We start from the raw sequence: 21803 nt of genomic DNA on the forward strand, positions 1-21803 counted from the left end.
CTGGGCGCGACCGGCCACGTGCAGGCCGCCGACAGCGCGCATCGCGCGATCGTCGCCGAGCTGCGGGCGCTGCACGGCGCGCCGGTCACGGTCGGGGCATCCGTTGAGCGCTGAGGCGGTGGAGGAGCAGGATGCCGCCGCGGCGGCGCTCGCCCCCGAGATCCGCGCCTGGGCGCAGCGCATCCAGGAGGTGGCGGCCGGACTCGCGGCATCGGATGCCGGGGACGGCTTCGCTGCTCGCCGTCACGTCGCGAGGATGCTCAGCGACGCCCTCGCCGAGGAGTTCACCCTGCCCGTCCCGGAAGGGGTGAGGATCCGCGATCTGGCCCTGGCCGGCGGTGACGAAGGCGTGCGGCGAGCACGCTGGTTCCGGAGCGCGAGTGCCCACGGTCCCCAGCCGACCATGCTCTGGTGCCACGGCGGAGGCTTCTTCGGCGGCACCATCGACGAGATCCTGAACGACCGGATCTCCGCCGCGCTGACCCTTGCGTCCGGCGTGCAGATCTTCTCCCTCGAGTACCGCCTCGCCCCCGAGCATCCGTTCCCGGCTCCCGTCGACGACGCCGTCGAGGCGCTGCGCGACCTGCGGGCGCGCTGCATCGAGCTCGAGGTGGCACCTGATCGCCTGGGCATCGGCGGCAACTCCGCCGGTGCCACCATCGCCGCGACCGCCGCACGCCGGCTGTGCGGGGAAGGTGAGCAGGTGCACCATCAGGCACTCGAGGTCCTGCCCGCCGCCCTGTATCCGTACGGCGACTCGGCGACCCGGTACGGGCGGGGCTTCGGCCTGGACGATGTCGAGCAGCTCGGAGAGCTCTACCGCGCCGACGCACCGCTGACCGACGCATCGCCCCTCGACTTCCCCGACCTGAGCGGACTGCCGCCCGCGCTGCTGCTCGTGGCCGAGTTCGACCCGCTGCGCGACAGCGCGCTCGCCTACGCCGACCGGCTGCGCGAGGTCGACGTGCCGACGACGGTGCATCTGGGAGCCGGTCATGTGCACGGCTCCCCCGGCCTCACCGCCGGCTGGCAGGGAGCACGCGACTGGCAGCACGCCTTCGCCACCGAGCTCGCCCTGGCCTACCGCGCCTGAACCCGACCCACCCGCCTGTGAAAGGACGATGATGTCTTCCACCTCCACCTCCACCGCCTCCGCGGTCTCGCCGGGCCGCGAGGTCCCCGGCTCCCCTCAGCCGAGGGTGTTCATCCCGCTGTTCGTGCTGAGCTGGTTCGGCACCAACCTCACCCTCAGCACCATCGGCGGAGCCGCGATCCCCAAGGCGTTCGCGTTCCTGGACGACTCGACCAAGGAGATCAACCTCTCGATCGCGACGCTGATCGGCGGCGTCGTGGTCATGATCGTCACCCCTCTGTTCGGCCGGCTGAGCGACCGCACCCGCTCACGCCTCGGCATCCGGCGTCCCTGGATCCTCGGCGGAGCGATCGCCGGGCTCGTCGGTGCGATCGTGCTCGGCTTCGCGCAGTCGCTCTGGCCGATCGCACTCGGCTGGGCGATCGTGCAGATCGGTTTCGGGGCGACCAACGCCGCCGTGCACGCCCTGCTCGCGGATCAGATCCCGGCGCGCATCCGGGCCCGCGTCTCCGGGATCGCGAGCGCGTCCGCCAGCATCGGCCTGATCCTGGGCACGCAGATCATCGCCGCACTGCCCAACGACGAGCAGTGGCTGTGGTTCGTCGTGCCCGGCGCGATCGGAGCGGTGCTGTCGGCGCTCCTGTTCCTCGGGCTGCACGACATCGTGCGCGTCGAGCCCCGGCCGGCGTGGAGCTGGCGGGACGTGCTGTCGACGTACTGGCTGAGCCCTCGCCGGCATCCGGACTTCTTCTGGGCCTGGACCTGCAGGCTGCTGGTGACGATGTCGGTGTTCTCGGTGGCCACCTACCTGCTGTTCTTCATCATCGACCGGCTCGGCATCCCCAAGGAGACGGCCTCCGGTGTGCAGGCGCTGGCGCTGCTCGTGTTCACCGTCGGCGGGCTGATCACCAACATCCTCTTCGGCTGGATCTCCGACCGCACCGGAAGGCGGAAGCCGGTGATCTGGATCTCGTGCGCGTTCTCGGCCGCAGGGCTGCTGCTCGCGATGTTCGCGCCGGGCATCCCGATCTTCCTCGCCGCGATCGCACTGGTGGGTGCGGCCCAGGGCGCGTACGTCTCGGTCGACATCGCGCTGATGACCGAGGTGCTCCCCCATTTCCGGGATGCCGGGAAGGACCTCGGCATCGTCGCGCTGTCGTACCAGGTGCCGCAGTTCCTGGTGCCGATGCTGGCCATCCCGCTGCTGGCCATCGGCGGCGGCGGCCCGAACTACACCGCGCTGTTCGCCGCGGCCATCGTCTTCGGGGTGCTCGGCGGGCTCGCCGTGCTGCCCATCCGCTCGGTGCGCTGACAGGCTCCGCGATGACCGGCTCCGCGCGCTGCGTCGCGCGCGGGATCCCACGGGCCCAGACGAGACGAGCGCTGCCGCTGAGATTCACGCGGCAGCGCTCCCGGGATGTCGGCCCGATCGTCGACCCTCTCCGCACGGCTCGTGACCGTCCTCTGAGCGCCTGCCGATCCGCACTCGTGATGCTGACCGGTCGTTTGACACATTGATCTCAGCACACAGCGGTCTGCACGCACCATAGGATCTATTCCGATTGATCGATCCGACCGATCAGACGGGCCGACAGGAAGCAGTGGTGATCGATATGGCCGACCTCGACGACACCGACCGGCGCATCCTCGCGGTGCTCGACTCCGATCCGAGGCGCCCGGTGGCACTGATCGCACAGGATCTGAGTCTCGCCAGGGGCACCGTGCATGCACGGCTGGCTCGGCTGGAGTCGAGCGGATGGCTGCGGCCGAACAGCTCCCGCGTGCTGCCGTCGGCGCTCGGCCGCGGCGTCTCGGCGTCGATCCAGGTGGAGCTCGACCAGCACCAGATCGGTGCTGCGATCGACGCGCTCAGTCGCATCCCCGAGGTGCTGGAGTGCTTCGCCCCCGCGGGCGACACCGACCTGCTGCTGCGCGTGGTCGCCACCGACCCGGACGATCTCTACCGCGTCGCCGAGGTGGTGCGGCTGTGCCCCGGCATCCTGCGCACCTCGACGAGTCTGTTCCTGCGCCAGGTCATCCCGTACCGCGTCAGCGAACTGCTTAAGGCTCCCCTGCCCTGAGCCCGTCCGGGCGGGGGCGCCTCCTCAGCCGATGATCTGGGCGCCGGGCACCGGACCGTGCACATGCAGCGCCTCGCGGCCCGTGGCCTTCAGCTCGTCCTGCACGGCGCGCGCCGCTTCGGGGCCCCCGCACAGGAACGCCGTGGTCGGACCGGAACCGGAGACGATGCCGGTGAGCGCGCCCATCCGCACCCCGTCGGCGAGCGTCAGCTCGAGGTCGGGGCGTCCCACGACGGCCGCGGCCTCGAGGTCGTTCATCATCACCGGCGCGAGCTCGGTGGCGTCTCCGGCCCGCAGCGCCTGCAGCACCGCGACGGGCACCTCGAGCAGCTCGGTGGGGTCGTCGGCGAGCGCCTCGCCGTGCATCCGCAGCTTGTCCAGCCTGCCGTACACCTCGGGGGTGGACAGGCCGGTGTCGCTGAGCACGAGCACCCAGTCGAACCGTCCTCGCGCCAGCGCAGGCGTCAGCACGTCACCGCGTCCGGTCCCGACCGCCGTGCCGCCGTGCAGCGCGAAGGGCACGTCGGCGCCGAGCCGGGCGGCCAGCTCGTGCAGCCCGCGGGGACCGAGCTCGGTGCCCCACAGGGCGTCGCAGGCCACCAGCGCGGCCGCGGCGTCCGCCGAGCCGCCACCCATACCACCCGCGACGGGGACGCCCTTGCGGATGTCGAGATGCACGCCCTGCGTCACGCCGGCCGTCTGTGCGAGCAGCTTGGCCGCGCGCAGCGCGAGATTTCGGTCGTCCAACGGCACCCCGGAGATGTCGACGTCGCCGACGACAGCGATCGAGAAGTCGTCGGATGCCGAGGCGTACACGTCCTCGTACAGCGACACCGCCTGGAAGACCGTCGCCAGAGCGTGGTAGCCGTCGTCATGACGTGGGCCCACCCCCAGGTAGACGTTGATCTTCCCCGGCGCGCGCACATGCACGGCATCCGGATGTCGGGCGAAGCTCACGTCACAGATCCGACGAGATCGACCAGAGGTTGACGTCGATGCCGTGCGCCAGGGCGTCGATGGCGGTGAGCTCCTCGTCGGTGAAGGCCGGGCCGTCCACGGCCGCGATGTTCTCGTCCAGCTGCTCCGGGCGCGAGGCGCCGATGAGCGCCGACACGACCACGGGGTCGCGCAGAGTCCACTGCAGCGCCATCTGCGCGAGGCTCTGACCGCGCTCCGCGGCGATGTCGTTGAGACCGCGCAGCACCGCGATCCCCTCGTCGGAGAGCGGCCGATCCGGCAGCGAGCCGCGCTTCTGCGCCCGCTCGGCAGTGCCGTCGGCGAGGTACTTGCCGGTCAGCAGTCCCTGCGCGAGCGGGGTGAACGCGATGGCGCCGACCCCCTGCGCGCGCAGCGTGTCCGTCAGCCCGTCCTCCACCCAGCGGTTCAGGATGGAGTACGACGGCTGGTGGATCACGAGCGGCGTGCCCAGGTCGCGCGCGACGGCGAGGGCCGCCTCCGTGCGCTCCGCGCTGTACGAGGAGATGCCGACATAGAGCGCCTTGCCCTGACGCACCAGGGTGTCCAGCGCACCGATCGTCTCCTCGACGGGCGTGACCGCGTCGACGCGGTGCGAGTAGAAGATGTCGACGTAGTCGAGCCCCATGCGGGTGAGCGACTGCTCCGCGCTGGCGAGGATGTACTTGCGGCTGCCCAGGTCGCCGTACGGCCCAGGCCACATGTCGTAGCCGGCCTTCGACGAGATGATCAGCTCGTCGCGATAGGGCTTGAGGTCCTCGGCGAAGATGCGGCCGAAGTTCTTCTCGGCGGAGCCGTACGGCGGGCCGTAGTTGTTCGCCAGGTCGAAGTGCGTGATGCCGCTGTCGAAGGCGTGCCGCAGCAGCGCGCGCTGGGCGTCCATGGGGATGTTGTCACCGAAGTTCCACCACAGGCCGAGCGAGATCGGCGGCAGGTACAGGCCGGAGGCGCCGACCTGGCGGTACTCGAATCGCTGATAGCGATCGGATGCCGCGGTGTACGGCCGGTGCAGCTCGGGAACGTCGGGACGGAAGCGGGGATCGGTCACCCAGCCAGGCTAGCCGTCCTGCCGGACGCGCGCGATCCGGTGGTAATCATCGACCGTGAGGTCCTCTCCGCGAGCGGTCGGCGTGACCCCGGCTGCCTCCAGCACCGCGGATGCCTCCGCCGAGCTGCCGAAGATGCCGGACAGCGCCTGGCGGAGCATCTTGCGACGCTGGTTGAACGCGGCATCCACGATCTCGAAGGTGCGCCGGCGCTCGATCTCGTCCCCGCGCGGCTCGGGGTCGCGGTGGAAGCCCACCAGCAGGCTGTCCACATTCGGCACGGGCCAGAACACCTGACGAGACACGTTCCCGGTCAGCCGCCACGGGCCGTACCAGGCCGCCTTCACGCTGGGCGCACCGTAGATCTTCGAGCCGGGCTTGGCGGCGAGCCGCTCGGCGACCTCGGCCTGCACCATGACCACGCCGCGCTGCAGGTGCGGGAAGGTCTCCAGGAAGTGCAGCAGCACCGGCACGGAGACGTTGTACGGGAGGTTCGCGACCAGCACGGTCGGGTCGCCGGGCAGCTCGGTGACGCGCATCGCGTCGGCATCGACCACCGTCAGCGCGCCGTCGGGCACGCCGCGCTCGGCGGCGGTCTGCGGCAGGCGCTCGACCAGCCGGTGATCGATCTCCACAGCGGTCACGGAGGCCCCGGTCTCGAGGATCGCGAGGGTCAGCGATCCGAGGCCGGGTCCGATCTCCACGACCCGCTCCCCCGCCTGGACATCGGCGGCCTGCACGATCTTGCGCACGGTGTTGGCATCGACCACGAAGTTCTGCCCGAGCTTCTTGGTGGGGGTCACATCGAGTTCGGCGGCGAGGCGACGGATCTCGGTGGCGCCGAGCAGGGAGACGGTCATGGGTCCATTCTCGCGTATGTCCGGACCCGCCCCTAGGATCGAGCGGATGACCGCACTCGGAGAGCTCATCGCGCCGCGCCGGCTCGGCCGGGACTTCCGCTGGCTGATGTCGGCCGCGTGGACGAGCAACATCGGCGACGGCATCGCCCTCGCCGCCTCTCCGCTGCTGATCGCCTCGATGACCTCGTCGCCGGTGCTGGTCGCCTCCGGCGCCATGCTGCAGTTCCTGCCCTGGCTGCTGTTCGGTCTGCATGCCGGTGCGATCGCGGATCGCGTGGAGCGGCGGATGCTGGTCATGCTCGCCCACGGCATCCGCGCCGTGATCGTGCTGGCGCTCGTGGCCTTCCTGGTCACGGGCACCGCGAACATCGCCATCGTGCTGGCGGTGTCGTTCCTGTACGGCACGGCGGAGGTCTTCGCCGACACCAGCACGAGCACGCTGCTGCCGATGATGGTGAAGCCCGCCGACCTGGGGATCGGCAACGCCCGTCTGCAGGCGGGCTTCCTCGTGGCGAACCAGCTTGCCGGACCACCCCTGGGCGCCTTCCTGTTCGCGGTGGGCCACTTCTGGCCGTTCCTGGTGCAGGTGCTGGCGGTGTCGGCGGCTCTGGTGCTGGTGGGGCGGATCGCCCGGCAGCCGGTGCCTCCGCGCTCGTCGGCGGGCACGGACCCGTCAGCCGGCTCAGAGCCCCGGAAGTCGCACGTCGGGCACGACATCGCGGAGGGTGTGGGCTGGGCGTGGCGCAACAAGCCCGTGCGCACGCTGATCATCATCATCCTGGCGTTCAACGTCACCTGGGCGGCGCCCTGGGGCATCCTCGTCCTCTACGCGACCGAGCACCTGAGGATGGGTCCGGTCGGCTTCGGTGCACTGACCACGGCATCCGCTCTGGGCGGCCTCGCGGCCACGCTCAGCTTCGGATGGCTGGAGCGGCACGTGTCCTTCGCCACCCTGATGAAGATCTGCCTGTCGCTCGAGGTGCTGATGCACCTGGCCTTCGCGCTGACCACGAACGGGGTCGTGGCGCTCGGGATCATGTTCGGGTTCGGCGCCTACGCGTTCGTCTGGGGCACGATCTCCACGACCGTGCGCCAGCGGCTGGTGCCGCACCAGCTGCAGGGCCGGGTCGGGTCGGTCAACATGGTGGGCGTGTTCGGCGGCATGGTCATCGGGCAGGCCGTCGGCGGCCTGATCGCGCAGGCGTGGGGTCTGACCGCGCCGTGGTGGTTCGCGTTCGGCGGAGCGGCGCTCACGCTCCTGCTGATGTGGCGGCAGATCTCGCACATCGCCGCGGCGAAGCCCGTGCTGGAGGACGCACCGGCCGACGAGTCACCGGCCGGAGACACCGCTCAGTAGCGCGCCAGGCGGGCATCCAGCCCGTTGCGCACCGCCGGCCACTCGTGCGGCAGGATCGAGTACGCCACCGTGTCGCGCAGCGAGCCGTCCGGAAGGATCCGGTGATTGCGCAGCACGCCGTCGAGCTTCGCGCCGAGGCGCTCGATGGCCGCCCGCGACTGCCGGTTGTGGAAGTGCGTCATCAGCGACACGGCGATCGCATCGCAGCGCTCGAAGGCGTGCGCGAGCATGAGTCGCTTCATCGCCGGGTTGACCTCGGTGCCGTGCGCCTGCGCGCCGATCCACGTGTAGCCGATCTCCACGCGACGGTTCGGCTGATCGATGCTGCAGAACGTGGTCATGCCGATCACCTCGCCGCTGCCGAGGCGCCGGACGGCGAACGGGTTCATGCTGCCCGCCTCCCGCGCTGCCAGGCGACGGTCGATCTCGGCGGGCACGCCCTCGGCGGTCGGGACCGACGTGTACCAGGCATGCGCCAGGGTCGCAGCGGCGCGGCCGAGATCCTCGGCGTGCTCGTGGCTGAGCGGCTCGAGCCGCACATGGTCGTCTTCGAGGGTGATCTCGTCGAGGAAGAGCATCCGATCCCCATCCATCATTCGAAGGAGCCGTACACGGCGAGCGTGTTCGCCGCGACCTGCGCGCAGAGCTCGTCGAGGTCCATCTCGAGCTCGGCCGCCATGAACCGCATGGTCAGAGGAACGAGGTACGGCGCGTTGGGGCGTCCGCGCAGCGGCACCGGCGTCAGGAAGGGCGCGTCCGTCTCCACCAGGATGCGATCCAGCGGCGTCACATGCAGCGCGTCGCGCAGGTTCTGCGCGTTCTTGAAGGTGATGTTGCCCGCGAAGGAGAGCCAGTATCCGGCATCCGCTGCCGTCCTGGCCATCGCCTCGTCGCCCGAGAAGCAGTGGAACACGGTGCGCTCCGGCGCCCCGACGCGGGCGAGCGTCTCCAGCACGTCGTCGTGCGCGTCGCGGTCGTGGATCTGCATGGCGATGCCGTGCTTCTTCGCCAGCGCGATGTGCGCCTCGAAGGACTCGTGCTGCGCGGGGCGGCCCGGCTCGTCCGTGCGGAAGTAGTCCAGCCCGGTCTCGCCGATCGCCCGGGTGCGCGGGTGCGCGGCAAGCTCGTCGATCACCGCGATCGCCTCATCGAGGCGCCCGTCGTGCTGGTAGGTCGGCGCGTCGTTCGGGTGGATCGCCACGGCCGCGAGCACACGGGGATCGGATGCCGCGGCATCCACCGCCCACCGCGAGGATTCGATGTCGCCGGAGGCCTGCACGACGCCGGCGATGCCGACGGCGCCCGCCCGGTCCAGCTGCGCGCGCAGCGTGAGCGGTTCGACGCCGTCGGTGATCTCCAGGTGGCAGTGGTTGTCGTACACCGGGACGGTGAGCGGCTCCGGCGCCGCCGGGTAGCTCAGGTCCTTGCGCCCCTTCGTGGAGCGCTCGCGCACGTAGGTGTCGGCCATACTTCGTCTCCTCGCTGCGCTCGTCGCTCAGCAACCGGAAGGGTCTCGATCGGACTAAGCGGTCTGCTCCACGCGCGGGAACAGCGGGGCGAGCGCCGACACGGTGGTGCCCGGCTTCAGCGCACCCCAAGCACCGGCCTCGCGGATCGGCTGCGCGGCGAGCGCACCCAGCGAGCCCTCGACGCCCAGCGCCTCCCACAGCTTGCCGGTCGACTGCGGCATGACCGGCGAGAGCAGCACGGCGAGCGCCCGCAGACCCTCGGCGCAGGTGTACAGCACGGTGCCCAGGCGCGCACGCTGAGCCTCGTCGCGCGCCAGCGCCCACGGCTCGTTCTCGGTGATGTAGCCGTTCAGCGCGTCCACGATCGTCCAGATCGAATGGATCGCCTCGTCGATGCGGAAGTGGCCGATCGCGGCATCCGCCTTCGACGCGGCATCCGCGACGGTCGTCTGGATCGCGAGGTCGGCGTCGGTGTAGTCGGATGCCTCGGGGACGACGCCCTCGAAGTACTTCTCGATCATCGCGATCGTGCGCGATGCGAGATTGCCGAAGCCGTTCGCAAGCTCGGCCTGGTAGCGGGCCGACAGGTCCTCCCAGGAGAACGAGCCGTCCTGGCCGAACGCGATCGCCGAGAGGAAGTAGAAGCGGTAGGCGTCCGAGCCGAACACGTCGGTGATCTCGGTGGGCGCGATGCCGGTGAGCTTGGATTTCGACATCTTCTCGCCGCCGACCAGCAGCCAGCCGTGCGCGAAGACGCCCTTGGGCACGTCCAGCCCCGCCGCCATCAGCAGCGCGGGCCAGATCACCGCGTGGAAGCGCAGGATGTCCTTGCCGACCACGTGATACGCCGGCCAGCGGCGGTCGAACGTCGACTCGTCGGAGCCGTAGCCGACGGCGGTGACGTAGTTGAGCAGGGCGTCGACCCACACGTAGATGACGTGCGACTCGTCCCACGGAAGCGGAATGCCCCAGTCGAAGGTGGAGCGCGAGATGGACAGGTCCTTCAGCCCCTGGCTGACGAAGGAGACGACCTCGTTGCGCGCCGAGTCGGGGCGCACGAAGTCGGGCTCGGTCTTGTAGAGCTCGAGCAGGCGGTCCTGGAACTCGCTGAGCTTGAAGAAGTAGTTCTTCTCCTGCAGCAGCTCGAGCGGCTTGGAGTGGATCGCGCAGACCTTCAGCCCCTCGAAGGGACCGGTGCCGTCGACGATCTCGGACTCGGGCTTGAACTCCTCACAGCCCACGCAGTACAGCGCCTCGTACTCGCCGGCGTAGATGTAGCCCGCGTCGTACAGCTTCTGGAAGAACACCTGCACGTTCTTCTCGTGCCGCTCCTGAGTGGTGCGGATGAAGTCGTCGTTGGCCACGTCGAGGGTCTTCAGCAGCGGGAACCAGCTCTCGCCGACCAGCTTGTCGACCCACTCCTGCGGGGTGACGTTGTTCGCCGCGGCGGCACGGAGCATCTTCTGCCCGTGCTCGTCGGTGCCGGTCAGCATCCAGGTGTCGTCCCCGGCCTGGCGGTGCCAGCGCGCAAGAGTGTCCACGGCGACGGACGTGTAGCCGTGGCCGATGTGCGGCACGTCGCTGGGGTAGTAGATCGGCGTGGTGATGTAGAAAGACTCGCCTGCAGGCATGGGATCGATTCTAGGCGGGAAGCGGGGAGCGGTTTGTCGCATGACCACGACCCTCTGTGAGTCGGGGCGCGGACTGGACACGGGCAGGAGGACGTTCCCTTCGCTCGCAGAGCGGGTGCCCCTCCCGCTTCGCGGGTCCCTCCCCGATGCTCGCTCCGGGAACGTCCTCCTGCCCTGTTCGAGGGAATGGACGAGCTTGCGGGGCTGCGCTCAGCGGCGGAGTGGGGTGAAGAGGTGAGCAGTTCGCGCGGAGAAGTGCGCTTCGCGCGGACGGATGGTGACGATTCGGCCGCGTTTGGTGCGCATCTCCGCGCGAAGCGCACGGCGGTGGGATGCTGTGGAGCATGGATGCCGGGGAGCGGACTGCGCTGTGGCCGTGGGCACTGCTGGTGATCGTCGCGCCGCTCGTGGCGTTCCTGTCGATCGGGATGCAGACCGGTTACTGCATGGACGCGGCACCGGGCTCAGGTGCGGAGAGCCACTGCGTGACCGAGCCGGTGCTCGGACCGGGCGTGATCATCGTCCTCGCGTTCTGCGGGCTGCTCACCGCCGTCGCGATCTACCGCATCGTCCGCATCGCCATCGAGCGACGGCGTTGATCGTGCAGACGGCGCTGATCAGCGACGGACCGCCGTCACTGCGCCGTGCGGGCGTGCGCTGACCTCGCCGGGGACGCGTCCGCGATGCTCGACGGACCTAACCACGAATCCCGCGGCCTCGAGGAGTTCGGTCAGCGCCTCGGCGCTCCAGAAGTACGCGGTCGTGACGGCGTGCGGGAAGGGCTCGCGCGGGACGCCGTCGAAGAAGCCGATCAGGATGCTGCCGCCCGGGGCGAGCACGCGGGCGAACTCGGCGAGGATCGCGGGGAGCTGCTCGGGCGGCGTGTGGATCAGCGAGTACCAGGCGAGGATGCCGCCGAGCGAGGCATCCGGGAGCGGGAGCTCCTCGAACGAGCCATGCAGGAACTCGAGGCGCGGATGCCGTGCCCGCGCGTGCGCGATGAACTGATCGGAGAGGTCGATGCCGAGCACCTCATGCCCGCGATCGTGCAGGAACCGCGTCCACAGGCCCGGTCCGCAGCCGGCGTCGAGGATGCGCCCGGGAACGGCATCCGCCCATCCGCCGATCTCCTCGCGATCCCGCTCTGCGAGCTGATCCACCTCGCCGATGAGCGCGATGTACTCCGCAGCCCTCGCGTCGTACGCCGCGGCGATCGGTGAGTCAGTCACGCGCCGACTGTACCGGTTACCGACGAGCGCACCGGTTGCCGGCGCCGAGAAATGGTGCACTCGTCATCAAGTGGTGCACTCGTCGCACAGTGAGCCAGCGCGAGACAGAACGTCACGCCTGCCGGGCGGCGAGGGCGGCCTGGTAGAGGTCGCGGGAGCTCAGGCCCGTCGCTGCGGCGACCTCGGCGCAGGCGTCCTTGAGTCGGGTGCCGGATGCCACCAGCGCCTGCACCTGAGCGAGGGCGTCCTCAGCCGAGACGGCCACGGGCGACGCGCCGGACACGACCACGACGATCTCGCCCTTCACCCCCTGCTCGGCCCACTCCACGAGCTCGGATGCCGTGCCCCGGCGCACCTCCTCGTAGAGCTTCGTGAGCTCGCGGCACACCGCGATGCGCCGGTCGGCGCCGAATGCGGCGCCCATGTCCGCGAGCGAGGAGGCCAGGCGCGACGGGGACTCGAAGAACACCATGGTGCGGGGCTCGGAGGCGAGCGCCGACAGGGTCGAGCGCCGCTCCCCCTGCTTGCGCGGCAGGAAGCCCTCGAACGTGAAGCGGTCGGTGGGGAGACCCGAGATCGCCAGTGCCATCAGCACCGCGCTCGGCCCGGGGATCGCGGTCACCGTCACACAGCGCTCCACAGCGGCTGCCACCAGGCCGTAGCCGGGATCGCTCACGGCGGGCATCCCGGCATCGCTGACCACGACGACGTCCTGCTCCTCCGCGAGCTCGGCGAGCTCGGCGGCCTTGTGCTTCTCGTTGTGGTCGTGCAGGGCGATCAGCCGCGGCCGGTTCTCGATCTTCAGCGCCTGCAGGAGCCGCTGCGTGGTGCGGGTGTCCTCGGCCGCGACGATCTCGGCGTTCTCGAGGACCTCGATCAGGCGCCGGGACGCATCGCCGAGGTTGCCGATCGGGGTCGCCGCCAGGATGATCACCCGATCAGCTTATGCGGGCGCGCGGACGGGATTGCCTAGGCTGATCAGGTGACATCGCCCGCATCCCTGCTGCCGCCGCTGGACGATCGTGCGACGCTCTGGGAGCGGCTGCGCGATCGCGCGATGGGGAAGCCTTCGACGGCGCGGATGCTGGGCTGGCTCACGCCGCTGCTGATCACGCTGCTCGCCGGCGTGCTGCGGCTGGTGAATCTCGCCCACCCGCACCAAATCATGTTCGACGAGACCTACTACGTCAAGGACGCCTGGTCGCTGTGGAACCTGGGCTACGAGGCCAAGTGGGGTGACGACGCCGACACGCACCTGCTGACCGGCGACGACTCCGCGATGCAGAGCGCGGGTTCCTTCGTGGTGCACCCGCCGCTGGGCAAGTGGATCATCGCGCTGGGGATCGCCGCGTTCGGTCCTGGTTCCAGCCTGGGCTGGCGGCTGACGACCGCGATCCTGGGCACGCTGACCGTGCTGCTGGTCTACCTGGTCGCGCTGCTGCTGACCCGGTCTCGCACGGTCGCCGCGATCGCCGGCGGCCTGCTCGCGATCGACGGGCTCGGGATCGTGATGAGCCGCATCGCGCTGCTGGACGGCATCCTCGCCTTCTTCGTGATGCTGGGCGTGCTCTTCGTGATGCTGGACCGGCGGCGCACCATGCCGCTGCTGGCGATGATCGGCACCGACCGCGGCCCCGACGATCCACCGCTGATGAACGGACCCGTGCTGTGGGCGCGACCGTGGCTGATCGCGGCCGGCGTCGCCTTCGGAGCATCCGCGGCGGTCAAGTGGTCGGGGGTGTACGCGCTGGCCGTGTTCGGCCTGTACGTGGTCGTCACCGATGCGCTCGCGCGACGACGGGCGGGCGTCGCGCTGTGGCCGACGGATGCCGTGTTCCGGCAGGGCCCGGCATCCTTCCTCCTCTCGGTGGGCCCGGCCCTGGCGACGTACCTGGTCTCGTGGACGGGCTGGCTGATCACCTCGGGCGGGTACGGCCGGCAGGCGGATGCCGATCCGCTGGTCGCCCTGTGGAAGTACCACGAGGCGATCCTCAAGTTCCACGTCGGGCTGCACAGCCCGCACCCCTACGCGAGCCCGGCCTGGCAGTGGCCGTTCCTGCTGCGGCCGACCGCGATCTGGGTCGGCGACAACCCCACCGGGTGCGGCACCGACCACTGCATCGCGGTGATCTCCTCCGTGCCGAACCCGCTGATCTGGTACGCGAGCATCGCCGCCGCACTGTACCTGCTCTACCGGTTCGTGCGCGGGCTCATCGACCGGAAGCCCGCCGGGCCCGCCCTGACCCTGCCGCTGGTGGGACTTGTCGCGACCTATGTGCCGTGGCTGCTGGTCGGCAACCGCACGATCTTCCAGTTCTACACGATCGCGATGGTGCCGTTCCTGGTGATCGGGCTCGCGGTCGCGCTGCGGGAGCTCGCAGGCGGGAGGGATGCTCCGCTGCACCGCAGGCAGGCCGGTCAGCGCACGGTCGTCGTCTATCTGTGCGTCGTCGTGCTGGTGTCCGTCTTCTACTACCCGGTGTGGACGGGCATGAGCGTGCCCTACGAGTTCTGGCTCATCCACAACTGGCTGCCGGGCTGGATCTGAGCGCATGCCCGCACCCCACGGCTTCGAGCATCTGGTCCGCGGCGACGAGATCGTGATCCTGCATCACGGCGTCCGCGCCGCCACCCTGCGGGGCGCGAAGGCGGCCGACTTCCTGGCGCGGATCGACACCGAGGATCCGCAGCTGCTCATGGCGCGTCTGACCGGGAACTACCGGCGCGGCAACGAGCGCGCCGCCCGGCGGCATCCGCGCAACCAGTCCTGAGCCGAGCAGGGCTCAGTGCGCGGCGGACGCGTCCTCCGGCGCGCGGTGCCCCTCGTCCAGGCGCGGCCTCTTCCCCAGCATCCGCCCGACGCCGAGCACCACGCCGACGACCACCAGGCCGAGCAGCAGACCTGCGACCGCCGAGACCGCCGTGTCGCCCACCCAGGCGACGACCGCGCCCAGCGGGGCGAGCAGCTCGTCCACGCCGTGCAGCAGGTCGGCCGGCCAGTGCAGACCGACCTCGCCGAGGTTCACGATCGCCAGGTGACCGCCCACCCAGAGCATCGCCACGGTGCCGACCACGCTGATCACCCGGAACACCGCCGGCATGGAGCGCGCGATCCGCGCTCCGGTGTGGCGCACCCGGCGCACCGGGCTCTTCGCCATGCCGAGCCCGATGTCGTCGATCTTCACCAGCAGCGCGACGGCGCCGTACACGACGCCCGTCATGATCAGCGCGATGACGGCCAGCACGCCGAGCGTCTGCCAGATGCCGAGGTTCTTGTCCAGGCTCGCCAGCGAGATGAGCATGATCTCGGTGGAGAGGATCAGGTCGGTGCGGATCGCTCCCCAGACCAGCCGGTTCTCGTCGCGCTCCCCCTCGTCGCCATGGCCGTGCCCGAATCCGAACCATTCCAGCACCTTCTCGGCGCCCTCGAAGCAGAGGTAGGTGCCGCCGACGATGAGCAGGTACGGAAGCACCCCCGGCGCGAAGGCGGTGAGCAGCAGCGCGATGGGGATGATCACGATGAACTTGTTCGCGATCGACCCGAGCGCGATCTTGCCGACCACCGGCAGCTCGCGTGCGGGGGTGAGCCCCTGCACGTACTGCGGAGTGACGGCGGCATCATCGATGACGACGCCGGCCGTCTTCGCGGATGCCTTGACGGCAGCGCTGAGGATGTCGTCGACGACAGCGAGCAGGCCTACGGACATGCGGTCCCCCTGGGGATCGTGTGGGTGGCCGGCGGGCGTGCCGGTTCGACTGGCAAGGCTACCGGGTAGGCGGATGCTGCTCCGTCACCGCCCTCGGCACGCCCTCCTCGTCGCGGGACGGTGCGCGGGTGCGCCGTCGACCCGAGGGGCAAGGATACCCCGTACCGTGATCGGCCTACGCTGGGCGGATGGATGCGCGAGCTGCACTGACCGGCCTGATGACGGCGATCGACGAGCACCGCTGGGAGGACCTCTCGCCGTTCCTGCATGAGGAGTTCGTGTGCGTCCTGGTGCACACCGGCGAGACCTTCGGACGGGAGAGCTGGATCGCGTTCAACGCGGGATACCCGGGCTTCGACCGCCTGCGAGTCGAAGAGCTCGTCGCGGAGGACGACACGGCGGCGTGCCGGTCGCACGTGACGGGTCGGACGGACGATGCGATCCAGCATTTCGAGTGCGCGAGCTTCGCGCGCATGCGCGAGGGGCTGATCGTACGACTGACCGAGGTGTGGACCGACGTCGACCAGCTTCCACCCATCGGGACGCGCTGATCAGGCTGAGTTCCACTCCGCGCGGATCGCGCCCAGCGCCTCGTCGAGGCTCAGCCCGACGGATGCTGCGACGAACGCCTGCGCGGCGGCGCGCACGGCCTGCGGATAGGCGTGCCCGTCCCGCACGCGCGTGCCGCGGGCACGGCTCGTCTCGACGAGCCCCTCCTCCTCGAGCAGTGCGTAGGCCTTCGCGACCGTGCCGGCGGCCACCCGCAGGTCGCCGGCCAGTTGGCGGATCGACGGGAGGCGGTGGCCGTTGCCGAGTTCGCCGGATCGGATGCCGTCGGCCAGCTGCGAGCGAATCTGCTCGAACGGCGCGAGTGCGCTGGCCGGATCGACCGTGATCATCGCACTGGCTCCGGAACGCGGGTGAGCCTCTCGCCGATCGTGAACGCCGTGAGCGCGGCGAGGGTGACGCTGACGATGCTGACGACGAGCGCGACAATCCCCATGATCAACATCGCGTCGCTGATCACCGACCAGACCACGGATGTCACGTCTTCGATGACAGCACTGCTCATGACGCTTCCCGCCATCAGCATGATCCCGCCGAGAGTGAACAGCATGGCGCCCATCGCCAGTTTGAGGATGACGGAGGCCGACGCCTGTCGCCACTGCATGTCGGCGTTGGCATCCTCCGGTGCCGGGAATGCCGGCGCCGAGCCGATGCGATGCAGCGCCAGGACCACCGCTGCGGCGAGCACGCTGAGTCCGACGAGCGCCGGAACCCCGTAGAACCAGCCGGGATAGGGAGTCGCGAGACTGGACACGTCCTCGTCGCCGAATCCGATCCCGCGGGATCGGCCGTGATCATCCGCATCCGCCGTGAGCCCGCAGAAGACGATGACGATCACGAACACCGCGCCGACCTCGGCGAAGCCGTGCAGCCACCCCTTCGGGATCACCGACAGCCAGGAGCGGCGCTCGAGCCCTGCCGAGCGAGGCGCACCCGCCGGAACCTCCGCTACGCGCGGTGGCGTGAGCGCGTACAGCAGCAGGCCCGCAGCGCCGGCGAGCGTGGATGCGAATGCGAAGGGCGAGCCCAGCAGCCCGGGGAGAGTCAGGCCTGCAACCACCAGCGCGAAGAAGACCGAAAGCGCGCAGACGATGGCCATCAGCGCCCGACGACGCGAGGCTGCGACCACCGGCACGATGTGCTCGGGCAGCCGAGCCGTGCGTCGCCGGTGGGCGATGAACCACACGATGACGACAGCGATGACGATGCCGATCGCATAGAGATTGAGCGCGAAGCCTGCCATGACCCCACCTTTCGTGTACTACTGAGAAAGTACACGAAAGAGGCGACGTGTAGCAAGCTTCTGATACACGGCGATCATGCGCACATCCGAGAACAGGCTCGGCGGGCCGGCCTGGTCGACGGGCTGGTGCGCCGGGCGGGCCCGGTTGCGCGACCTCACACCGGGATCAGCGCCCGGAGCCCGGTTCCCGAGCAAGCGGAGCGAGACGAAGGGCCCGCGGATCCGCGGTCGGCAGCCGGCACACGAAGTCGCGGCAGTCGTAGACGACGCCTTCGGCGGCGTCCTTGCCCTCGAAGAGCTCGAATCCGGCATCCGCGAACGTCCTCGCCTGCTCGGGCGAGACGACGGTGACCACATCGGCATCCGCCGCGCGCGCCGCGTCCGCGAGGGCGCCGTCGCGCGAGGTGACGACGGCCACGACCTGCCGCGGCGGCTGAGCGAGACCCGCCGCGACGCGCAGGATCGCCCCGTAGGCGATCGGATGCTGCAGGGCGCGCCCCGCGACGCTCGCCACGAGCTGCTCGGCCTGCGCGCGGTGCGACTCCCCGGCGCCCAGCCGCCAGGCGGTGAGATGAGCGGATGCCAGGGCCGCGGGCCCCGAGGGGAGATCGCCGTCGCCGTCATCGGCGCCCCGCACGATGCCCCGTCCGGCGAGCACCGGATCCGACGCGGCTCTCGTTCCCAGCACCCCGAGCGCGCGCGACGCCCAGGCGGCGTCGCCGGTCGCGAGAGCCAGCGCGAACAGCCCGTCGGCGAGCAGACCGAGGTCGGCGGTGGTCGCCACGGCATCCGCCGCGACGCCGTCCAGGGACGAGCGCACGAGATCCCCCGGCGCCGAGCGGTTCACTCTCAGCACGTGCGCCGCAGCCCCCGTGGCCGCGTCCACCCACGAGGACTCCCCCAGCACGGCACCGGCCCGCGCGAGCGCGCCGATCGCGAGGCCGTTCCAGCCGGTCAGCACCTTGCCGTCCACCGCCGGCGGTTCGAGCTCCCCGCGGCCCGCCGCGTCCCGTCGGTAGTAGCCGCCCTCGCTGCGCTCGCCGTCGATCCACGATTCCGAGTCCTGCGCCGCACCGAACGCACCGCCCTCGCGCCGCAGCACGTTCAGCAGGAAGCCCGCGACCCCCGCCGCGATGTCCGCCCGCCCGGCGTCCAGCGCCACCTCCAGCAGCTGCGCGTTGTCGGTCAGCATCCGCTCGTAGTGGGGCACGGTCCAGTCCCGCTGGGTCGCGTACCGGAAGAAGCCGCCGTCGACGGGGTCCCTCAGCTCGGACCCGGCCATCGCCGCGAGCGCTCGATCCACGGCGTCCGTTCCGCCGGCCGCCGGATGCTGCAGGAATCGCAGCGTCGTGGCCATCGGGAACTTCGGGGCCCCGCCGAAGCCGCCGAACAGGCGGTCCTCTCGCTCGATGATGGTGCCCGCCGCGGCGCGCAGCGCGCTGACGTCGGGGAGCTGCGGCTCCGGCGCGTGCGCGGCAGCCCGCAGCGCGTCGGCCACGGCATCCGCCGAGGCGAGCACCTCGTCATGCCGGTCCGTCCACGCCTCCCGCACGGCCGTCAGCACGTCGCGGAAGGCCGGCGTTCCGCCGCGCGCCTCCGGCGGCCAGTAGGTGCCGGTGTAGAACGTTCCGCCCTGCGGCGTGGTGAACACGGTCAGCGGCCAGCCGAGGTTCTGCGTGAACGCGGATGCCGCGGCCATGAACGCCGCATCCACCTCCGGATGCTGCTCGCGATCGATCTTCACCGCCACGAAGCCCTCGTTGATCTGCGCGGCCGTGGCCGCATCGGAGAAGGACTCGCGCGCCATGACGTGGCACCAGTGGCAGGGGGAGTAGCCGATCGAGATCAGCAGCGGCACATCACGACGCACGGCCTCGTCGAACGCCTCGGTGCTCCACGGTCGCCAGTCCACCGGGTTCTCGGCGTGCGCGCGCAGGTAGGGGCTGAGGGTGTCGGCGAGCCGGTTGGTCATGGCACCCACGGTACGCCGCGGGCCCCGGGACGCGGGCCGTCAGAACGCGGCGAGCGCGCGGGGGTCGGCGACCGGCGCGAACCCGACCAGCGGCAGCGCCCTCTCGGCGGCGAGCGCGATGCGGTCGAGGATCTGCGGCGACCGGATCTCGTAGCCGTCGAAGTCGGTGTTGCTGGCGTAGACGCCCAGCGGCAGGGTGAGCGCCTGGAAGAAGGCGAACAGCGGGCGCAGCTGGTGCTCGAGGATCAGGGCGTGCCGTTCGCCGCCGCCGGTGGCCGCCAGCAGCACGGGCTTGCCGACCAGGGCGTACTGGCCGATGAAGTCGAACAGGTGCTTGAACAGCCCGGTGAACGAGGCCCGGTAGACCGGACTCCCCACGATGAGCAGGTCGGCCTCCTCGATCGCCTGCAGCTGCGCCTCCACCGCGGGAGGCAGGTCGTCTCGCCGCAGTGCGCCGGCGAGACCAGGTCCGATCTGGGTGAGCTCGATGATGCGCACGTCCACGTCGATCCGCTCCGCCACCGCGTCCGCGATGGCGCGCAGCAGCGCGGTGGTCTTGCTGGGCTCGTGCAGGGATCCGGAGACGGCGACGACGCGGTAGAGGGCTGGCATGCCTCCGACGGTAGTGAGCAGAACGCCCCGCGTCACGGGAAGCGACACGGGGCGTCATGCAGTCGAAACATGGCGTCATCCGGCGGGTGGCCGGAGACGGCGGGAAGGGATCAGTTGACCTCGTCCGGGTGGGCGCTGACGCGACCCGAGCCGTCGCCCGGGTCCATGGCGTCGATCGCGGCGATCTGCGCATCGGTCAGCTCGAAGTCGAAGACGTCGATGTTCTCGGCCATCCGCTCGGGGCGCACCGACTTCGGGAAGACGATGAAGCCCTTCTGCAGGTGCCAGCGCAGCACGACCTGGGCCGGGGTGCGTCCGGTGGCCGCAGCAGCCGATGCCACCGCATCTGCGCCGAACAGGTCGTACTTGCCCTGGCCGAGCGGACCCCACGACTCGATGAGCACGCCGTGCGCGGCGGCCCAGTCGGTGATCTCGCGCTGCTGGTAGGCGGGGTGCAGCTCGATCTGGTTCACGGCGGGGACGACGCCGGTCGCCTCGACGATGCGCTCCAGGTGCGGGACGAGGTGGTTCGAGACGCCGATCGAGCGGGCGAGGCCGCGCTCGCGGATGCCGACCATCTTCTCCCAGGCGTGCACGTAGTCGTCCTTGGCCGGAGTCGGCCAGTGCACCAGGTACAGGTCGACCTGCTCGAGACCCAGCTTCTCGAGGCTCTCGGCGATGGCCTTGTCGGGCTCGTCGTCGTGGTGGCGGTCGTTCCACAGCTTGGTGGTGATGAACAGCTCCGAGCGGGCGATGCCGCTCTTCGCGATGGCGGCGCCGACGCCCTCCTCGTTTCCGTAGATGGCCGCGGTGTCGATGTGACGGTAGCCGGCCTCGAAGGCCTGGCTGACCGCGCGCTCGGCCTCGTCGGCCGGCACCTTGAAGACGCCGTAGCCGAGCTGGGGGATGCTGTGTCCGTCGTTGAATTCAACCGTGGGAGTCGTCATGGCTCCAGCGTACGGGGTTGTGATGACAGGTGCGATGATGGAGTCCACCCGATGCCGCGGCCTCAGGCGAGCGCGGCGACCGCCTCCTCGACGAGCGTCCAGAAGCGGTCGGTGTCGAGGTCCATCGCGATGGTCGCGTTGGGTTCGGCGCCCAGTGCGTCGATCAGGTCCACGCGGGTCGCGCCGCGGGTGTGGGTCCCGTCGACCTCGATGTCGAGGTGTGAGCGCACCGTGGTCGCCACCGCCGGGTCGATGAGCATCGCCACGGTGATCGGGTCGTGCAGCGGCCCGTCGGGCATCCCCTGGGCCACCTCGTACGTGGAGCAGAAGAACTCCAGCAGCTCCGAGCCGAACGCCGCCGTGCGGGTTCCGATCCGCCCGATGCGCTCGCGCACCTCGCGGGTGACGAGTGCCTGATGCGTGATGTTCAGCCCGACCATCGTGAAGTCCACACGGCTGTCGAGCACCAGCGCGATGGCCTCCGGGTCGGTCAGGGCGTTGAACTCGGCGTAGGGCGTGGCGTTGCCGCGCGTCGTGGAGCCGCCCATCCAGATCACCCGCGCGATGCCGGGGATCAGGTCGGGGTGGTCGCGCACCAGCAGGCCGATGTTCGTCAGCGGCCCGGTCGCGACGATCGTGACGGGCGCCTCGGATGCCTGGATCACGTCGCGCATGAGCGTCTGCGCGTCCCGCTCGTCGAGCGGCACGGTCGGCTCGGGGAGCACGGGTCCGCCCAGCGCGTTGGCGCCGTGGATGTCCTCGGCGGGGTGCAGCGAGCCCGCGAGGGGGCCGGCCGCGCCGCGTGCGACGGGAACGCCGTCGACACCCGCGACGGTGAGCGCGACGCGCGCGTTCAGCGTGGTGTGCTCCAGCAGGCCGTTGCCCCCGACCGTCGTGACGGCGCGCAAGTCGATCGCGGGGTTCGCGGCGGCGAGCCAGATCGCGAAGACGTCGTCGTGGCCGGGGTCGCAGTCGAGGATCACGGGAATGGGCATGGCATCCAGTATCCCGGCC

General features: G+C 70.4%; 23 protein-coding genes. 8 read left to right on the top strand and 15 right to left on the bottom strand.

All coding sequences use genetic code 11. The features are described 5' to 3' along the window. Positions 1–103 precede the first annotated feature (103 nt). The 3 genes from BGN97_RS10260 to BGN97_RS10270 all read left to right on the top strand — a co-directional run bounded on the left by BGN97_RS10260 (position 104) and on the right by BGN97_RS10270 (position 3174). A complete protein-coding gene (locus BGN97_RS10260; protein ID WP_292700924.1) occupies positions 104–1093 on the top strand; it encodes an alpha/beta hydrolase fold domain-containing protein in 990 nt (329 codons plus the stop codon). Between the two features lie 28 nt (positions 1094–1121). Beyond that, positions 1122–2405: an MFS transporter gene (locus BGN97_RS10265; RefSeq protein WP_292700927.1), complete on the top strand. Its 1284-nt coding sequence runs from the start codon at positions 1122–1124 to the stop codon at positions 2403–2405. Between the two features lie 301 nt (positions 2406–2706). After that, positions 2707–3174 (top strand): Lrp/AsnC family transcriptional regulator, encoded by a 468-nt coding sequence (locus tag BGN97_RS10270; protein ID WP_292701220.1) that lies wholly within the window; start codon positions 2707–2709, stop codon positions 3172–3174. 24 nt (positions 3175–3198) lie between these two features. On the opposite strand, the gene BGN97_RS10275 is transcribed toward BGN97_RS10270, so the two are convergent. The 3 genes from BGN97_RS10275 to rsmA are packed head-to-tail and all read right to left on the bottom strand — an operon-like array spanning position 3199 to position 6055. Beyond that, a complete protein-coding gene (locus tag BGN97_RS10275) occupies positions 3199–4131 on the bottom strand; it encodes a 4-(cytidine 5'-diphospho)-2-C-methyl-D-erythritol kinase (protein ID WP_292700930.1) in 933 nt (310 codons plus the stop codon). 1 nt (position 4132) lies between these two features. Further along, on the bottom strand, positions 4133–5197 hold the full coding sequence (gene mgrA, locus BGN97_RS10280; RefSeq protein WP_292700933.1) for an L-glyceraldehyde 3-phosphate reductase: 1065 nt from the start codon (positions 5195–5197) through the stop codon (positions 4133–4135). Between the two features lie 9 nt (positions 5198–5206). After that, positions 5207–6055, bottom strand: coding sequence for a 16S rRNA (adenine(1518)-N(6)/adenine(1519)-N(6))-dimethyltransferase RsmA (rsmA, locus tag BGN97_RS10285; protein ID WP_292700936.1), 849 nt, complete (start codon positions 6053–6055; stop codon positions 5207–5209). Between the two features lie 46 nt (positions 6056–6101). Between rsmA and BGN97_RS10290 the strand changes: the two genes are divergently transcribed. Beyond that, a complete protein-coding gene (locus BGN97_RS10290) occupies positions 6102–7412 on the top strand; it encodes an MFS transporter (protein ID WP_292700939.1) in 1311 nt (436 codons plus the stop codon). On the opposite strand, the gene BGN97_RS10295 is transcribed toward BGN97_RS10290, so the two are convergent. The 3 genes from BGN97_RS10295 to metG are packed head-to-tail and all read right to left on the bottom strand — an operon-like array spanning position 7406 to position 10512. Then, positions 7406–7990, bottom strand: coding sequence for a GNAT family protein (locus BGN97_RS10295; protein ID WP_292701223.1), 585 nt, complete (start codon positions 7988–7990; stop codon positions 7406–7408). The two genes, BGN97_RS10290 and BGN97_RS10295, sit on opposite strands and share 7 nt — an antisense overlap. A gap of 14 nt (positions 7991–8004) precedes the next feature. Continuing rightward, positions 8005–8880 carry a TatD family hydrolase gene (locus BGN97_RS10300; RefSeq protein WP_292700942.1) on the bottom strand — a complete coding sequence of 292 codons (876 nt, stop codon included), beginning with the start codon at positions 8878–8880 and terminating at the stop codon, positions 8005–8007. Between the two features lie 54 nt (positions 8881–8934). Then, on the bottom strand, positions 8935–10512 hold the full coding sequence (gene metG, locus BGN97_RS10305) for a methionine--tRNA ligase (protein WP_292700945.1): 1578 nt from the start codon (positions 10510–10512) through the stop codon (positions 8935–8937). 332 nt (positions 10513–10844) lie between these two features. Here metG and BGN97_RS10310 point away from each other — a divergent pair, with 332 nt between their 5' ends. After that, entirely contained in the window at positions 10845–11111 is a 267-nt protein-coding gene (locus BGN97_RS10310) for a hypothetical protein (protein ID WP_292700948.1), read from the top strand. Between the two features lie 18 nt (positions 11112–11129). Here the strand turns inward: BGN97_RS10310 and BGN97_RS10315 are convergent, their stop codons facing one another. Continuing rightward, positions 11130–11741, bottom strand: a complete 612-nt coding sequence (locus BGN97_RS10315; protein WP_292700951.1) for a class I SAM-dependent methyltransferase — start codon at positions 11739–11741, stop codon at positions 11130–11132. Positions 11742–11853: 112 nt separating this feature from the next. Beyond that, positions 11854–12675, bottom strand: a complete 822-nt coding sequence (rsmI, locus tag BGN97_RS10320) for a 16S rRNA (cytidine(1402)-2'-O)-methyltransferase (protein WP_292700954.1) — start codon at positions 12673–12675, stop codon at positions 11854–11856. A 48-nt stretch (positions 12676–12723) separates the two neighbouring features. Here rsmI and BGN97_RS10325 point away from each other — a divergent pair, with 48 nt between their 5' ends. Together BGN97_RS10325 and BGN97_RS10330 are read left to right on the top strand one after the other, a co-directional pair. Then, a complete protein-coding gene (locus BGN97_RS10325) occupies positions 12724–14289 on the top strand; it encodes a phospholipid carrier-dependent glycosyltransferase (protein WP_292700957.1) in 1566 nt (521 codons plus the stop codon). A 4-nt stretch (positions 14290–14293) separates the two neighbouring features. Next, the gene (locus tag BGN97_RS10330) at positions 14294–14512 is read left to right on the top strand and encodes a hypothetical protein (RefSeq protein ID WP_292700960.1); all 219 of its coding nucleotides are present in this window, start codon (positions 14294–14296) and stop codon (positions 14510–14512) included. 12 nt (positions 14513–14524) lie between these two features. Here the strand turns inward: BGN97_RS10330 and BGN97_RS10335 are convergent, their stop codons facing one another. Next, positions 14525–15448 (bottom strand): DUF808 domain-containing protein, encoded by a 924-nt coding sequence (locus BGN97_RS10335; protein ID WP_292700962.1) that lies wholly within the window; start codon positions 15446–15448, stop codon positions 14525–14527. A gap of 188 nt (positions 15449–15636) precedes the next feature. On the opposite strand from BGN97_RS10335, the gene BGN97_RS10340 reads away from it, so the two are divergent. Then, on the top strand, positions 15637–15999 hold the full coding sequence (locus BGN97_RS10340) for a nuclear transport factor 2 family protein (protein WP_292700965.1): 363 nt from the start codon (positions 15637–15639) through the stop codon (positions 15997–15999). On the opposite strand, the gene BGN97_RS10345 is transcribed toward BGN97_RS10340, so the two are convergent. From BGN97_RS10345 to BGN97_RS10370, 6 genes are all read right to left on the bottom strand, one after another. Continuing rightward, entirely contained in the window at positions 16000–16347 is a 348-nt protein-coding gene (locus tag BGN97_RS10345; protein WP_292700968.1) for a GntR family transcriptional regulator, read from the bottom strand. Further along, complete coding sequence (locus tag BGN97_RS10350) at positions 16344–17258, bottom strand: hypothetical protein (protein ID WP_292700970.1); 915 nt, start codon at positions 17256–17258, stop codon at positions 16344–16346. Before BGN97_RS10350 ends, BGN97_RS10345 begins: the two co-directional genes overlap by 4 nt. A gap of 166 nt (positions 17259–17424) precedes the next feature. Further along, positions 17425–19230, bottom strand: a complete 1806-nt coding sequence (locus BGN97_RS10355) for a DUF255 domain-containing protein (protein WP_292700974.1) — start codon at positions 19228–19230, stop codon at positions 17425–17427. Between the two features lie 39 nt (positions 19231–19269). Further along, on the bottom strand, positions 19270–19842 hold the full coding sequence (gene msuE / locus BGN97_RS10360) for an FMN reductase (RefSeq protein WP_292700977.1): 573 nt from the start codon (positions 19840–19842) through the stop codon (positions 19270–19272). A 110-nt stretch (positions 19843–19952) separates the two neighbouring features. Continuing rightward, complete coding sequence (locus tag BGN97_RS10365; protein ID WP_292700980.1) at positions 19953–20789, bottom strand: aldo/keto reductase; 837 nt, start codon at positions 20787–20789, stop codon at positions 19953–19955. A 62-nt stretch (positions 20790–20851) separates the two neighbouring features. Then, positions 20852–21784 carry a nucleoside hydrolase gene (locus BGN97_RS10370; protein WP_292700983.1) on the bottom strand — a complete coding sequence of 311 codons (933 nt, stop codon included), beginning with the start codon at positions 21782–21784 and terminating at the stop codon, positions 20852–20854. Positions 21785–21803 lie beyond the last annotated feature (19 nt).

The organism is Microbacterium sp. 69-10, from assembly GCF_001897945.1.
Taxonomy (GTDB): domain Bacteria; phylum Actinomycetota; class Actinomycetes; order Actinomycetales; family Microbacteriaceae; genus Microbacterium.